This is a genomic window from Micromonospora globbae, from assembly GCF_036184225.1.
GTDB classification, from domain to species: Bacteria; Actinomycetota; Actinomycetes; order Mycobacteriales; family Micromonosporaceae; genus Micromonospora; species Micromonospora globbae.
On the sequence record NZ_CP108084.1, the window covers coordinates 3,296,920 to 3,311,704 of the forward strand.

General features: G+C 73.3%; 13 protein-coding genes and 1 riboswitch. Of the genes, 4 read left to right on the forward strand and 9 right to left on the reverse strand.

The window, feature by feature from the left end; genetic code table 11:
• Nucleotides 1–51 precede the first annotated feature (51 nt).
• The 4 genes from galE to OG994_RS14585 all read right to left on the reverse strand — a co-directional run bounded on the left by galE (nt 52) and on the right by OG994_RS14585 (nt 3,980).
• Complete coding sequence (gene galE, locus OG994_RS14570) at nt 52–1,092, reverse strand: UDP-glucose 4-epimerase GalE (RefSeq protein WP_328853555.1); 1,041 nt, start codon at nt 1,090–1,092, stop codon at nt 52–54.
• On the reverse strand, nt 1,089–2,105 hold the full coding sequence (locus tag OG994_RS14575; RefSeq protein WP_328853556.1) for a Gfo/Idh/MocA family protein: 1,017 nt from the start codon (nt 2,103–2,105) through the stop codon (nt 1,089–1,091). The genes galE and OG994_RS14575 overlap by 4 nt, the downstream gene beginning before the upstream one ends.
• Nucleotides 2,102–3,211 (reverse strand): DegT/DnrJ/EryC1/StrS family aminotransferase, encoded by a 1,110-nt coding sequence (locus tag OG994_RS14580; RefSeq protein ID WP_328853557.1) that lies wholly within the window; start codon nt 3,209–3,211, stop codon nt 2,102–2,104. Before OG994_RS14580 ends, OG994_RS14575 begins: the two co-directional genes overlap by 4 nt.
• 88 nt (nt 3,212–3,299) lie before the next feature.
• Complete coding sequence (locus tag OG994_RS14585; protein ID WP_328853558.1) at nt 3,300–3,980, reverse strand: TetR/AcrR family transcriptional regulator; 681 nt, start codon at nt 3,978–3,980, stop codon at nt 3,300–3,302.
• Between the two features lie 157 nt (nt 3,981–4,137).
• Here OG994_RS14585 and OG994_RS14590 point away from each other — a divergent pair, with 157 nt between their 5' ends.
• The 4 genes from OG994_RS14590 to OG994_RS14605 all read left to right on the forward strand — a co-directional run bounded on the left by OG994_RS14590 (nt 4,138) and on the right by OG994_RS14605 (nt 9,197).
• Nucleotides 4,138–5,043, forward strand: coding sequence for an ABC transporter permease (locus OG994_RS14590; RefSeq protein ID WP_328853559.1), 906 nt, complete (start codon nt 4,138–4,140; stop codon nt 5,041–5,043).
• The gene (locus tag OG994_RS14595; protein ID WP_328853560.1) at nt 5,036–5,833 is read left to right on the forward strand and encodes an ABC transporter ATP-binding protein; all 798 of its coding nucleotides are present in this window, start codon (nt 5,036–5,038) and stop codon (nt 5,831–5,833) included. Before OG994_RS14590 ends, OG994_RS14595 begins: the two co-directional genes overlap by 8 nt.
• A gap of 143 nt (nt 5,834–5,976) precedes the next feature.
• Complete coding sequence (locus OG994_RS14600; RefSeq protein WP_328853561.1) at nt 5,977–7,476, forward strand: bifunctional cytidylyltransferase/SDR family oxidoreductase; 1,500 nt, start codon at nt 5,977–5,979, stop codon at nt 7,474–7,476.
• 44 nt (nt 7,477–7,520) lie between these two features.
• A complete protein-coding gene (locus tag OG994_RS14605; protein ID WP_328853562.1) occupies nt 7,521–9,197 on the forward strand; it encodes a CDP-glycerol glycerophosphotransferase family protein in 1,677 nt (558 codons plus the stop codon).
• Here OG994_RS14605 and OG994_RS14610 read toward each other — a convergent pair.
• The 5 genes from OG994_RS14610 to OG994_RS14630 form a co-directional block, all read right to left on the reverse strand.
• Nucleotides 9,188–9,922, reverse strand: a complete 735-nt coding sequence (locus tag OG994_RS14610) for an alpha/beta fold hydrolase (RefSeq protein WP_328853563.1) — start codon at nt 9,920–9,922, stop codon at nt 9,188–9,190. The genes OG994_RS14605 and OG994_RS14610 overlap by 10 nt on opposite strands.
• Before the next feature lie 207 nt (nt 9,923–10,129).
• The gene (locus OG994_RS14615; RefSeq protein WP_328853564.1) at nt 10,130–10,978 is read right to left on the reverse strand and encodes a C39 family peptidase; all 849 of its coding nucleotides are present in this window, start codon (nt 10,976–10,978) and stop codon (nt 10,130–10,132) included.
• Between the two features lie 229 nt (nt 10,979–11,207).
• Nucleotides 11,208–11,350, reverse strand: a riboswitch (cyclic di-AMP (ydaO/yuaA leader).
• A gap of 565 nt (nt 11,351–11,915) precedes the next feature.
• Entirely contained in the window at nt 11,916–12,692 is a 777-nt protein-coding gene (locus OG994_RS14620; protein ID WP_120328872.1) for a hypothetical protein, read from the reverse strand.
• 145 nt (nt 12,693–12,837) lie between these two features.
• The gene (locus OG994_RS14625; RefSeq protein WP_328853565.1) at nt 12,838–13,332 is read right to left on the reverse strand and encodes a hypothetical protein; all 495 of its coding nucleotides are present in this window, start codon (nt 13,330–13,332) and stop codon (nt 12,838–12,840) included.
• 91 nt (nt 13,333–13,423) lie between these two features.
• Complete coding sequence (locus OG994_RS14630) at nt 13,424–14,653, reverse strand: acyltransferase family protein (RefSeq protein ID WP_328853566.1); 1,230 nt, start codon at nt 14,651–14,653, stop codon at nt 13,424–13,426.
• Nucleotides 14,654–14,785 lie beyond the last annotated feature (132 nt).

Sequence of the window (14,785 nt, forward strand, 5' to 3'; positions counted from 1 at the left end):
GACCGGTGGGGCCTTGCTCGTCCTGTCGACGATCCGAACCGCGGGGTCCGGTCAGCGGGGTCTCGGCACCCGTCCGGCCGCGGCCAGCTCGTCGTCCGGGCCCAGCACGCTGTCCCGCAGCTCCGCCCACTGGAGCGAGTGCTGGATGCCATCCTGGAGCGACAGTGTCGGCTCCCAGCCCAGCAGCCGCCGGGCCCGGTCGCTGCGGGTGTACGTGCCCGCCGAGTCGCCCGGGCGCCGGGGCGCGACCACCGTCGGGATCGGCCGACCGAGCACCGCGTTGAACGCGTCGAGCAGCTCGCGCACGGTGGTGCCGTTGCCGGTGCCGAGGTTGATGACCTCGTACCGGCGGCCGTCGCCGTCGACCACGGCGTCGAACCGGCGCAGCGCCTCGACGTGGGCCTGCGCGAGGTCCCACACGTGCACGTAGTCCCGGATGCCGGAGCCATCGCGGGTGGGCCAGTCCACACCGGTGAGCTGGAACGTGCTCCCCGTCCGCGCCGCTTCGATCATCTTGCCGAGTACGTGCGACGGCCGGGCGAGCTGTAACCCGGTGCGCATCTTCGGGTCGGCGCCGACCGGGTTGAAGTAGCGCAGCGAGATGACCCGCAGCGGGTACGCGCGGGAGGCGTCCTCCAGCACCCGCTCCATCATGGCCTTGGTCTGCGCGTAGGGACTCGTCGCCGAGACCGGCGAGGTCTCGTCCACGGCGAAGTCCTCGCCCGGTTGGTAGATCGCCGCGGAGGAGCTGAAGAGGAACCGCCCGCAGCCGTTGGCCACCAGGGCGTCCAGGAACTCGACGGACTTGCCGACGTTCTCCCGGTAGTAGCGGAGCGGGTGCTCCACCGACTCCGGCACGACGATCAGCGCGGCGCAGTGGACCGCCGCCTCGATGTCGGGATGCTCGGCGAAGATCCGGTCCACCAGCGCCCGGTCGGCGATGTCCCCGTGGTAGAAGATCCGGTCCTCGACGAACTCGGCCCGCCCGGTGCTCAGGTTGTCGAGGACGACCGGCGTGATGCCGGCGTCGAGGCAGGCCGACGCGATCGTGCTACCGATGAATCCGGCGCCGCCGGCGATCAGCACCTTCACCGGGACGTGCTCCGCACGGCCGGCGGGATCGGCACGGTGACGCCCTCCACCGCGGAGCGGAGCACGGCACCGGCCACCTCCACCGTCCGCAGGCCCTGGCGGAGCGTGACGATGTCGCTCTCCTTGCCCTCGACGGCGTCGCGGAAGCGCTCGTGCTCGACCAGCAGCGGCTCCCGCTTCGGGATCGCGTACCGGACCATGTCGCCCTCGGCCACGCCGCGGAAGGCCCGCAGCGCCTCCCACTCGGTGTCGATGGCGCCGTTGGCGTAGAAGGTCAGGTCGGCGGTGAGCGTGTCGGCCACGAAGCAGCCCTTGTCGCCGGTGATCACAGTGGACCGCTCCTTGAGCGGGCTCAGCCAGTTCACCAGGTGGTTGACCATAGTGCCGTCCGAGAGCTGGCCGACCACGGCCACCATGTCCTCGTGCAGCCGGCCGCTGCGGGAGACCGTCCGGGCGGAGACCGACGTGTACTCGCGGCCGGTCACCCAGGCGGTCAGGTCGATGTCGTGCGTCGCCAGGTCCATCACCACGCCGACGTCGGCGATGCGGTGCGGGAACGGGCCCTGCCGCCGCGTGACGACCTGGAAGACCTCACCGAGCTCGCCGGCCTCCAGCCGGACCCGCAGGCTCTGCAGGGCCGGGTTGTAGCGCTCGATGTGTCCCACACCGGCCACCAGGCCGGCGGACTCGAACGCCTCGACCAGCCGGGTCGCCGCCTCGACCGACTGCGCCAGCGGCTTCTCGATGAGCGCGCAGACCCCGTTGGCGGCCAGCTCCAGACCGATCTTCTCGTGCAGCGCCGTGGGGCAGGCCACGACCGCGTAGTCGATGCCCATGGCCAGCAGGTCGCCCAGCTCTCGGACCACCGGCGCGCGCAGCGTGCCGGTCGCGTCGCCTGCCGGGTCCACGACGCCGACCAGCTCGACGCCGTCCAGACCGGACAGGACGCGGGCGTGGTTGCGTCCCATGGCGCCCAGGCCGATCAGGCCGGCGCGCAGTCGACGGCCGCTCATCGGGCACCCCCGGCCAGGTTGGCGGCCTCGGCGATCCGCTCCAGGTCGGACTGGCTGAGCGACGGGTGCACCGGCAGCGAGATCACCTCGGCGGCGGCGCGCTCGGTCTCCGGCAGCTCCCACGGGCCCGGGTTGCCGTCCTCGCCGAGGTAGGGCTTGAGGCGGTGGATCGGGGTCGGGTAGTAGACGGCGTTGCCGACGCCCAGCTCGGTCAGGCGGCGCTGGGCGGCGTCCCGGTTGCCGGGCGCCCGCACCGTGTACTGGTGGTAGACGTGCCGCGCGCCGTCGGCGACCGGCGGGACGACCATGCCGGTGATGGCGGAGTCCAGGAACTTGGCGTTCGCCCGGCGCTGCTCGGTCCACTCGGCGAGCTGGGACAGCTGCACCCGGCCGATGGCGGCGGCCACGTCGGTCATCCGCATGTTCGCGCCGACGATCTCGTTGGCGTACCGCTGCTCCATGCCCTGGTTGCGCAGCAGCCGCAGGGTGCGGGCCAGCTGGGGGTCGGCGGTGCTGATCATGCCGCCCTCCAGGGCGTGCATGTTCTTCGTGGGGTAGAAGCTGAAGCAGCCGGCGGTGCCGAACGCACCGACCGGGGTGCCGTGGAGGGTGGCGCCGTGCGCCTGGGCCGCGTCCTCGACGACGGCGAGGTCGTGCCGCGCGGCGATCTCCATGATCCGGTCCATGGCGGCCGGGTGCCCGTAGAGGTGCACCGGCATGATGGCGACGGTCCGCGGCGTGACCGCGGCGGCCACCGCCTCCGGGTCCACGCAGAAGCTGCCGGGCTCGATGTCGACGAAGACGGGCTCGGCGCCCACCAGCCGGACGGCGTTGGCGCTGGCCGCGAACGAGAACGAGGGGACGATCACCTCGTCGCCGGGACCGAAGCCAAGCGCCATCAGCGTGAGCTGCAGCGCGGACGTCCCGGAGTTGACGGCGACGCAGTGACGCCCGCCGACCAGGTCGGCGAACTCCTCCTCGAACGCGGCGACCTCCGGCCCCTGCACCACCTTGCCGCTGCGCAGCACCCGCACAGCCGCCTCGATCTCGGCTTCACCGATGATCGGCCGCGCCGGTGGAATGAAATCTGGGGGCTGCCCAGCCATGGGGGATCCTCCTGGTCGAGAGGTGGGTGGGGTTCGGGTTAGCGATACTAGCCCGTTCGATCTGGGACAAGTCGTACAGTCGTATCGTTCACGTACCGGCCACGTGGCGTTCGGGCGCGGTCAACGGGCCGGCGTTCAGGGGTGCAGGATCCTGCTCCACCAAACCGGTACATGCTATCCGCAGGGCGGCCACGATCGCCGTGGCCATGTTCTCGAGTTGGTCCGCGTCCAGCGGTGCGCGGGAGATCGCGAGGCGCCAGTAGATCGGCCCGACGATCAGCTCGATCGCCGCCGAGGGGTCCGCGCCGGCCGGCAGTTCCCCGCGGGCGACAGCCTGGCCGATCACGAGTTCGCCGATGCGCACCTGGTAGTCGTGCAGCGTCCGCTGGAGGGTCTCGGCGATCTGCGGGTTGCGCGCCGCCTCGGCCAGCAGGTCGGGGATGATCTGCGAGGCCAGCTTGTGCCCGAGCGCCTCCGCGGCGACCATCAGCAGCAGTTGCACGTCGCCGTGCAGGCTGCCGGTGTCGAGCATCGGCACCTTCTTTCCCGCCGCCGCGCTCACCATGTCGAGCACCAGGTCGAGCTTGCTCCGCCAGCGGCGATAGATCGCCGTCTTGCTCACGCCGGCCCGCCGGGCGACGGCCTCGATCGACAACCTTCCGTAGCCGACCGCCGCCAGCTCCTGCATGACCGCACGGCGGATGGCCGCGGTGATCTCGCCGCGCAGCACCGCCGCGCCGGCCGGCGCACGTCTCTTCTCGGTCGTCACGTGGGACAATGTAGCGCAACGACGATACGGTTGCGTCCCGACGTGTTTTGGACTACCTTCCACGCAGCGGTGAGGCGGCGCTCCGGGTACCGGCCACGTCAGCACCGCCCATCCCTCAGTTGCTCCCCATCAGCACGAAAGATCGGAGCGCCAAACCATGGCCAACACCGCGGTGGCCGACCCCGACTCCGGGCTCACCCGGGCCCAGCTCGCGCAGCGTTACGGGCTGCGCGTCGCCGGGGAGCGTCCGTCGCTGCCGGAGTACGCGCGCCAGCTCTGGCGGTACCGGCACTTCATGACCGCCTACTCCCGCGCGAAGGTCGCCTCCTCGTTCAGCAACACCCAGCTCGGCCAGCTCTGGCAGGTGCTGACACCCCTGACCAACGCGGCGGTCTACTACCTGATCTTCGGTGTGATCCTCTCCCAGCACCGGAACGTGCCGAACTTCATCGCGTACCTGTGCACGGGCGTGTTCATCTTCATGTTCACCCAGAGCGCGGTGCTCAACGGCACGAGTTCGATCACCAGCAACCTCGGCCTGATCCGGGCGCTGCACTTCCCCCGCGCGGCGCTGCCGATCACCACCACCCTGATCCAGTTCCAGCAGCTGCTCATGTCGATGGTCGTCCTGGCGGGCATCGTGCTGGTCACCGGTGAGCCGATTACCTTCAAGTGGTTGATGCTCGCGCCGGCCCTGGTGCTCCAGTCGATCTTCAACGTCGGCGTCACCATGATCATGGCCCGGCTGGGCTCCAAGGTCACCGACCTGAAGCAGGTCATGCCGTTCGTGCTGCGCACCCTGATGTACGCCTCCGGCGTGCTCTACAGCGTGACGCTGTTCCGGGACCACCTGCCCGGGTGGGCGGCCACCGCCCTGGAGTCCAACCCGGTGCTGGTCTACATCGAGCTGGCCCGCTACTCGCTGCTGGAGTCGGCCACCCCCGACCACGTCGCGTCCTCGCTGGGGCGGCTCTGGGTGCTCGGGGTGCTCTGGGCGGTGCTGTTCGGCATCGGTGGGTTCATCTACTTCTGGCGGGGAGAGAAGGAGTACGGCCGTGGTTGAGCAGACCCAGCCGGCGGGGAACGTCGTCGCCGACCAGCGGCGCATCCCCACCGTCGTGGTGGACGACGTGCACGTGATCTACCGGATCCACAAGGGCGCCGTGAGCGGCAACAGCCCGGTCTCCGCCCTCAAGCGCATCGTCTCCCGCACCAACGCCCCCAACGTCCGCGAGGTGCACGCCGTCAAGGGCGTCAGCTTCACCGCTTACCAGGGCGAGGCCATCGGGCTGATCGGCAGCAACGGCTCCGGCAAGTCGACCCTGCTGCGGGCCATCGCCGGGCTGCTCCCGGTCAACCGCGGCGCGGTCTACACGCTGGGCCAGCCGTCGCTGCTCGGCGTGAACGCCGCCCTGCTCAACGACCTCTCCGGCGAGCGGAATGTGGTGATCGGCTGCCTGGCGATGGGCATGTCGCCCGAGGAGGTCAAGCGGGTCACGCCGGAGATCATCGAGTTCTCCGGGATCAACGAGCGGGGCGACTTCGCCTCCCTGCCGATGCGCACCTACTCCTCCGGCATGGGCGCCCGGCTCCGCTTCGCCATCGCCGCGGCGAAGAAGCACGACGTGCTGCTCATCGACGAGGCCCTCGCGACCGGCGACCGGAAGTTCCGCGCCCGTAGCGAACAGCGCGTACGCGAGCTGCGCGAGAGCGCCGGCACCGTCTTCCTGGTCAGCCACTCGATCGGCTCGATCCGCGACACCTGCGAGCGGACGATCTGGCTGGAGGGCGGCGTCCTGCGCATGGACGGCCCGACGGACGAGGTCGTGAAGGCCTACGAAGCGCAGAAGTGACGGACGGGGCGCACGTGCCGCAAGCCCGGCGCGTGCGCCCCGTCGTGCACCCAGGTTGACGCGTTAAGGTTCTTCGGGCGCAGACGGACGTTCACCCCCCGGTCATCCGTGCGGCCGGCACCCCGACGAGGCGAGGATCGAGAATGACGCACCAGCACACCACCGCAACGGACGCCGCGCCGGCGAACCCGGCACCCTGGCGACCCTCGCGGACGGTGGCGGTGATCCTCGCGGGAGGGACAGGCACACGTCTGGGGCTGGGCATCCCCAAGCAACTACTGAAGATCGCCGGCAAGCCGATCATCGAGCACACCCTGGCGGTCTTCGAGTCCGCGCCCGAGATCGACGAGATCATCGTGCTGATGGCGGCGGGCCACGTCACGGAGGCGCGGCGGATCGTCGAGAAGGCGGGCTTCCGCAAGGTCACCACGGTGATCGAGGGCGGCGACACCCGCAACGCCACCACCCGCATCGCCCTGGACGCCATCGGCGACGAGGACTGCAACATCCTCTTCCACGACGCGGTGCGGCCCCTGGTCAGCCACCGGATCGTCCGGGAGTGCGTGAACGCGCTCTGGACCTACTCCGCGGTCGACGTGGCCATCCCGTCGGCGGACACCATCATCCAGGTGGACGGGGACGACTGCATCACCGACATCCCGGTGCGCTCGTCCCTGCGCCGCGGCCAGACCCCGCAGGCGTTCCGCTCCGGCACCATCCGGGAGGCGTACCGGCGGGCCGAGGGCGACCCGAACTTCGCCGCCACCGACGACTGCGGCGTGGTGCTGCGCTACCTGCCCGGCACGCCGATCAAGGTGATCGACGGCTCGGACGAGAACATCAAGGTCACCCACCCGGTCGACGTGCACCTGGCGGACAAGCTCTTCCAGCTCGCGGCCGCCCGGGTGCCCCGCCTCGCCGACGAGCGCAGCTACCGGGAGGAGCTGACCGGCCGGACCATGGTGGTCTTCGGCGGCAGCTACGGCATCGGCCACGACCTCACCGAGCTGGCCCGCCGGCACGGCGCCCAGGTCTTCCCGTTCAGCCGCAGCACCACGGGCACCCACGTCGAGCGGCCCGCCGACGTCGAGGCGGCGCTGCGCACGGCGTTCGAGGCGACCGGCCGGATCGACCACGTGGTGGTCACCGCGGGCATCCTCGAGAAGGGCAACCTCGCCGAGATGGACGAGGAGACGATCGACCGGGTCCTCCAGGTCAACTTCGTGGGGCCGGTGACGGCGGCCCGCCTGGCGCTGCCGTACCTCCAGCAGACCAAGGGCCAGCTGCTGCTCTACACCTCCAGCTCGTACACGCGGGGCCGGGCGCGCTACGCGCTCTATTCGGCCACGAAGGCCGCCCTGGTCAACCTCACCCAGGCGCTCGCCGACGAGTGGGCGGAGTTCGGCGTACGGGTCAACTGCGTCAACCCGGAGCGGACGGCGACCCCGATGCGGACGCGGGCGTTCGGCGCGGAGCCGGAGCACACGCTGCTCTCGGCCGAGGCAGTGGCGCAGGCCTCGCTGGACGTGCTCATCTCGGAGCTGACCGGGCAGGTCATCGACGTACGCCGGGACCCGGGCGAGGCGCCGCAGGTGGTGCCGGCCCAGACGGCACGGTCCGCCGCCGCGATGAGCGCCGGCTGACGGCGGGTTGCTGGTGACGGCGAACGGCGGGTGGACGGAGCGACATGCGCGGTGACCTGTTCCGCAAGCTGATCGCCCGGTGTCTGAGCATCGGGCTGGCCGTGCTGGCCTTCCTCGTCTCCGCGCTGACGAACGCGACCGGCTGGGGACTGGCGCTCGTGCTGGCCGCCCTCGCGGCGGCCGCCTTGGAGCGGCGGATCCGCCCCGGCGCGGACACCGCCGCCGAGACGGCGCTGATCGCCGCCGGGGTCCTGGTCGCGTACCTCCGGCGGCTGGACGCCGGGTTCGACCCGGCCCTCGCCGCCACGGCGCTGGTCCTGCTGGGGCTGGTGCTGCTGGAGGGGCCCCTGCGGCAGGCGGGTGACCTGGAGATCCGCACCGCCAACCTGCCGGTGCGGTCGTGGACGCCGCTGGCCGCCACCCACCTCGGCGACGCGCTGCTCGGGCTGCTGGCCGTGGTGGCGCTCGCCGCCGCGGCCGCCGCGCCGGCGGCGCTCGCGCTGGCCGTGACCGTGCTGGTCGCCGCCGGCGCCGCGGCCGCCGGGCTGGACCTCGCCCGCCGGCGGTTCCGGCCACCGGCGAGCGGCGGGGCCGTGCGCCGGGCTGTGCGGGCGCACCAGCCGGAGTTCCTCCTCTACTTCTCGGCGCCGCCCGGGTCCGAGTACCAGGTCACCATGTGGCTGCCGTACCTGGAGCGGATCGGCCGCCCGTTCCTCGTGGTCCTGCGCGAGCCGGAGTTCCTGGCCCCGGTCGCCGCGGCCACCACCGCCCCGGTGGTCTACTGCCCCACCCTGCGGTCGATCGACGAGGTGCTCGTACCGAGCCTGAAGGTGGCGTTCTACGTCAACCACGGCGCCAAGAACAGCCACTGCATCCGGTTCACCCAGCTGACCCACATCCAGCTGCACCACGGCGACAGCGACAAGGCGCCGAGCGCCAACCCCGTGTCCGCCCTCTTCGACCGGATCTTCGTGGCCGGTCAGGCCGCCATCGAACGGTACGCCCGCGCCGGGATCGACATCCCCGCGGAGAAGTTCGTGATCGTCGGCCGACCGCAGGTCGAGTCCATCGCCGTACGCCGGGAGCCGCTGCCGGTCGACGCCCCGCGGACCGTGCTCTACACCCCCACCTGGACCGGCCACCACGCGGACGCCGACTACTGCTCCCTGTCCGTGGCCGAGCCGCTGCTGCGCCGGCTGCTGGACCGGGGCGTGACGGTGATCCTGCGCGCCCACCCGTACACCGGCCAGAACCCGGCCTCGGCACGGCAGCTGGGCCGGCTGACGGAGCTTCTGGCGGCCGACCGCGCGGCGACCGGCCGGCAGCACCTCTGGGGCACGGCGGCCGGCCGGGAGCTGAGCCTGGTGGAGTGCGTGAACCGGTCCGACGCGCTGATCTCCGACGTCTCGGGCGTGATCTCGGACTACCTCTACTCGGGCAAGCCGTTCGCCGTGACCGACATGACCGGCGACGGCGACGCGTTCACCGAGCGGTTCCCCCTGGCCGCGGCGGGCTACGTCCTGCGCCGGGACATGGCGAACGTGGACGAGGTGCTGGACCGGCTCCTCGGCGCGGACCCGCTCGCGCCGGATCGCTGGCTGACCCGGCGGCGCTACCTGGGCGACTTCCCGGCCGAGTCGTACGCGGACGCGTTCCTGGAGGCGGCGCGGCGGGAGCTGGACCCGGCCGTGCGGGAGGCCCGGGTTCCCGCTCAGCGGTAGGCGTCGGCCAGCGCCAGCACCGCCTCCGGGTCCTCGACGTGGGCGCTGTGCCCGAGCCCGGGCAGCGTGACCACCGGCACCCCCAGCCGCTGGAGCTGGGCGTCGGTGACCATCGGGTCGTGCTCGCCGCGGGCCAGCACGACCGGGACGTCGGTGGCCGCCAGCAGTGCGGGCAGGTCCGGCTCCCCCACCGCGAAGGCGGCCGGGTCCATGGCCAGCCGCCACCGCCCGTCGACCTGGCGCAGCCCGGCGTCCACGACCGGATCGTCGGGGGCCAGCAGACCGGCCAGACCGGATACCCGCAGGTAGCGTTCGGCGGCCTCGTCCCGGCCGGCGAACCAGATGATCGGACGGGCGGCCAGCTCGCGCGTCCGGGCCAGTTCGGCCGGGGACCAGACCGCCTTGATGCCGACGCCCACGACGGCGGCCACGGGCAGCGCGGAGCCCCGGGCCGCCAGCGCCAGCCCCACCACGCCGCCGAGCGAGTGACCGAGCACGACCACCCGGTCCGCGGGGGCCAGGGCGGCGGCAACGCGCTCGGCGAGCCCCGCGAACGAGTACGCCGGCAGGGGCGGCGCCGCGCCGTGCCCGGCGAGATCCGGCGCGAGCCAGCGCCCGGCCCAGCGCCGCTCCAGCACGGCGGTCGCGGGCGACCACACGTCGCCGGTGGCGCCCATCCCGTGCAGCAGCAACAGGGTGGGCTCGCGGCGGGACTCGTCGACCATGGACGGCAGTCTGCCATCGGGCCGCCCGCCGGGCGAGTCCCTGTCGGCCGCCGACGGCGGACCGGACGGCCATCGCCAGGGACGAGCGTCAGCCGGACAGCGGGTCCAGCCCGACAGCGGGGTCCAGCCCGACGGCGGGTGCAGCCGGGACGGCGACGGGCGCCGGCCCCCTCACGGGGTGCCGACGCCCGAGGTGCGCGGAGGATGTCAGGCGGAGTATCCGCGGGTGGTCATCCAGTTCGCCAGGTCGATGGTGGTGATCCAGTACGACGGGATCGCCGGGTTCGCCGAGTCGGCGATCTTGACGACGCGGCCCTCGTCCCGGTAGCCGACCACGGCGATGTAGTGCCCGCCCGGGAAGGAGTGCCAGCCGCCGTCGACGTCGGTGGCGTCGCCCACGATGTTCGCGACCACACCGCGCCCGTCGGTGATGGCCCGCACGACGTCCGCCTGGAGCTGGTCCATCTGCGCCGGGCTGGGCGCGTTCGGGAACATGCGGGTCCGGTACGGGTTGCCCTTGACCACCGCGTTCAGCACGCGGGTGGTGTCCTCGGCGGAGTTGGTGCCCATCTCCGTCGTGCCGAGCTGGACGGCCAGGTCGTCCTGGCTGCGCTCGATGCCGGCGGCGCTCAGGGCGTTACGCGTGGCGGCCGGGCCGCAGTAGTAGTAGGTGGTCTGCGCCTGGTAGTCGTAGTCGAGGACCTTGCTCGCCGGCGGCTCCGGCTTCCGGCTCACGTCCGGGTTCGCGGCCTTGGCGGCCTTGGTCGCCTCGGCGGTCTTCGTGGCAGAGGGCGACGCGCTCGGCGACGACGGTGCCGTGGTCTCGGGCGCGCTGGTCGTCGGGGACCGGTCGTCGCCCCGGGAGGCGATCCCGGTGTCGCTGCGCAGTTCGGCCACCGACGCCGAGGCCGGCTGCGTGGCCGGGGTGTCGTCGGCGGCGTTGACCAGCGCGCCGGTGGTGGACGCCAGCACCACGGCCACGGCGGAGGCCGCCGCGATCTGGAACGGACGCTCGGTTGCCAGCTGGCGCAGCCGGCGCTTCAGGGTGTGCTTCACAGTTCCTCCACGGGCTCAGGGGGAGAGCGGCGTGCCGGGATTCGGGCATGCGTGACCGCGCGGACGGCGTCCGCGGGTGGTGGACCGCTCAGGGGAGACGCCCGGTGAGCCGGGCGGAAGGACGCGGGGCCAGGATCAGCGCGCCGCCACGAGGCGGGCGGGCTCGGGCACCGCGGTGCCGTGGAGAGGTGGAGACGACCGAGGGGTGGGTACGAACAGCACGAGGTGGAACTCCTTCCGGCACCGCCTACCGGGTTAGCTGACGGGTTCGGGCGGGAAGTTCGCCCTACCGCGGGCCGTGGCCCGCGGATTCACCCCGGACGTGCGGGTGGGTCCCCGGCTCGTGAGAGCACGATTAGGCGGGTCGGCACGGCGTCGCCTTGTGCGATCGGTTACCGCGCCGGACGGGCCGACACTACTAACCGGTACCGGGCCTGCCAACCCCGTCCCACCTGCTTAAACCTGGTTCCGGGCACAAATTTCCGGGCGTACGGACGCTCTCGTGACGGGGTGGGACGAGCGTTTCCCGGGGCGCCGGCGGCACGCAACGGGACAGGCTGGTGACAACGTCGCCGGATGACGGGGAGAATTGGGCGCCCCTGGTTCCCGCTGACCGTTTCCCGGACGGTGTGAGCGGGCTCACGCAATTAAAGCCGGACGTATCACGCAAAGCGGATGAGGCGGGCAGGCAGCGGGCCCGGCCGGTTGACGACTCCGGGGTGTCAGCGGGTCCCTGCCAGGTGATCATCCCGACGGCGGTGTCACCGATCTCACCGGCGCTGCCCGCCCTCGTCAACCCCGCGCACAACCGGACCGCCGTCGTGCTCGCGCGCCCGGCCGCCGGGTGTTCGACGGGCCAGGGCCCGCGAGGTGTTCGACGGGCCAGGGCCCGCTGGGGTGCTCGGCCGGCCGGGCCTCTGGGATGGGCGCCGACGGGTCAGCCGGCCCGGGCCGGGCGCCAGCGGGCCGTGGCGGGCCGGGCGGTGGCCGTCGTGACCGCCCGGGCCGCCGGCACGCGGGCGGTCCGGAGTCGGGCCGCCGCCGCGTACGCCTCGGCGGCCAGGGCGCGGGCGGCCTCGGCGGCCAGTTCAGCGTCCCGCCACGCGGAGCGTTCCCGCTCCCCGGCGGCCCGGTAGTCGGCCAACCGCTCGTCGCGGACGAACCGGGCCAGCCGCACCTCCTGCTCGACCGGATGCCGGCGGGGGTCCCAGCCGTTGCGGTGGCCGAACACGTCGCCGAGCTGCGCCAGGGTCAGGTCACCGCGCCAGTGCGCCGCCGTGGCGGCACGGTGCAGGTACCGCTCGCGGGCGGCGTACTCGGCCGGCGTACGCGGCGTCCGGGGCGTGGGCAGCGCCCCCGCGCCCGCGAACCGGCGGGCGGCCGTCTCCGCCGCATCGTACGCGGCCCAGGCCCGTTCCAGGTCGGTGTGGGCGGCCACCCACTCGGCGCGCCGCCGGCGGGCGGTCTCCGCGGCGCGGGTGGCGGCGACCGCCACCTCCTCGGCGTACCGGCGCAGGTCGGCCGCCTCGGCCGCGGCGAGGTCCCGCTCGCTCGGGCGGGTCGGGTCACCACCGGGGTCGTCCTCCGGCCGGTCGCGCTCGGGTCGGGCGACCAGCACGGTGAGCACGGTCATGGCCAGCACCAGCAGCCCGGACCAGATGGCGGCGGCCTGGGGAACCTCGGTGAGGAACTGGTAGAGGACGGTCTTCTCCATGTCGGCACCTCACGGACAGCGGATGCGATGGGGGACGCCGCACGACCGCCGGGACACGCGTGCCTGGTCGGGCAGGGTCAGCGGGCGGTGCGTACGGGTGAAGGACGGGTGGGCGCGGGTGGCGGGACGGGTGCCCGCCGCGGAGTCAGGCGCCCGGCGGGGCCCGGGACGCCCGGGCCGGGGTGGCGGCCGAGCGTGGCATCCGGGCGTCGGCGGCCGCGGCGGCGCCCGCCAGCGCGACCGGCCCCGGCGCCACGCTGTCGGCCGGGCGCGCGGCGAGGTACGACCAGTGGTCGGTGCCCACACCCGCGGTGGCCCCCGGCACGACGGGGGGCGCGCCCTCCACGTCCGGTGCGGATGCCGCGCCGACGGCCGCGGCGGGCAGCCCGTGCAGGGTGGTCGGCACCGGTGCGTCGACGCCCGGCCCGCGCAGGGCGACGGTGACCGCCCCGTCGGCCACCGACACGCGCACCGACTCGGACGACGCCGGAAGCCCGGACGGGCGCGGCGGCTCGGACGCGGCCGCGGCCGGCGCCACGGCGCCGAGGGTCAGCGCCCCGGCGACCGCCAGGCTGGCCAGCAGCCGGGAAGCCCATCGCGCGACCCACCACAGGGGACAGGCGAACGCGACGGGAAGCACGTGACAACGCTACCGCCCCGTCCCGCCGAACGCATCGACGGCGGGCGTGTCGTCCCCGCCACGCCGGGCGGTCCCACCAGCGTGGACGGTCTCAGCGCGTGTCGGCGTACACGGGACGGTCGTCGGTGGGGGTGGCGCCCGGCCGCGGCCCTGGGACACCGGGCGCACCCGGGGTCGCGTCCCGGCGGGCGCCGGCGGCGACGGCGCGGCGGGCGCTGTCGGCCCGGCCCGTCCGACGCGGGCCGAGCAGGCGCATCATCGGCGTCTCGACGTACCGGTGCAGCAACGCGGCCAGCCCGAGGTTCACCAGGAGGAAGCCGAGCACCGCCACCGGTCCCCACCAGCCCGGCAGCCCGACGCCCCAGTCGCCTGTCAGCCGCAGCACGGTGGTGATGACGAGGACGTGGACCAGGTAGAACGCGAACGAGACCTCACCGAGCCAGACCAGCGGGCGGGACCGCCACGGCGAGCGCAGCCCGCGTACGTCGGCGTCCGCCGCCGCCGTGATGACCAGGAGGTACGCGGCCGACAGCAGCGCGGCCCACAGTTCGGCGCGGATCCACCCCGCGGCGGCCACCCAGGTGAGGCCGAACAGGACGGTCGCCAGCGGCAGCCGCGGCCCGCGCCACCGGCCGCGGCGCATCAGTTCCGCGGCGGCCACACCCATCCAGAACTCGACCGACCGCACCAGCGGGAAGACCTGGGTGAACCACCAGCGGTGCTCCTCCGGCACCAGCGCCTGACCGGGCCACAGCGCCAGGATCACCAGCGGCACGGCGACGACGACGGCCCAGAGCAGCCAGGGCCGCGCCCGCCGCACGAACGGAAGCGCGAACGGCAGGCAGAGGTAGAAGAAGAACTCGCAGGAGAGCGACCAGCTCACCGTGTTGATGCTGTAGAAGTGGCCGGAGCGGGGGTCCCACGCCTGGAGCAGGAGAAGGTTCTCGACCGCGACGCCGATCGGCACCGGGTCGGCGAACCACAGCGCCGCCAGCACCGCCAGCGCCCAGAGGACCAGGTGGTTCGGGTAGATCTTGGCGAACCGGCGCCGCCAGAAGGCCCGCCGCGACTGCCCGGGCCGGGCGGACCAGACCAGCACGAAGCCGCTGAGGATGAAGAAGAACTGCACCCCGGACAGGCCGAGGGCGAAGACCTTGCCCACGGCGCCCTGGACGTCGGGCTCCGCGATGATCCGCATGGTCGCGGCGTGGAAACCGAAGACCAGCAGCGCCGCCACCCAGCGCAGCCCGGTGAGCGACGGCAGCCGGTCGGCGGGCGCGCCCGCGCCGCCCGGCGGGGCGACGGTGCCCGCACCCGTCATGTCCGCTGCGCGCGTCCGCCGCGTCACCCGCACGATCCGTCTCCTCCCCGGCGAACCCGCCGGGCGGTACGACCCGCACGGAACGATCGGGTCCATACCGCTCGTTCGGGCACCCTACCCGGCCGGGCGGCG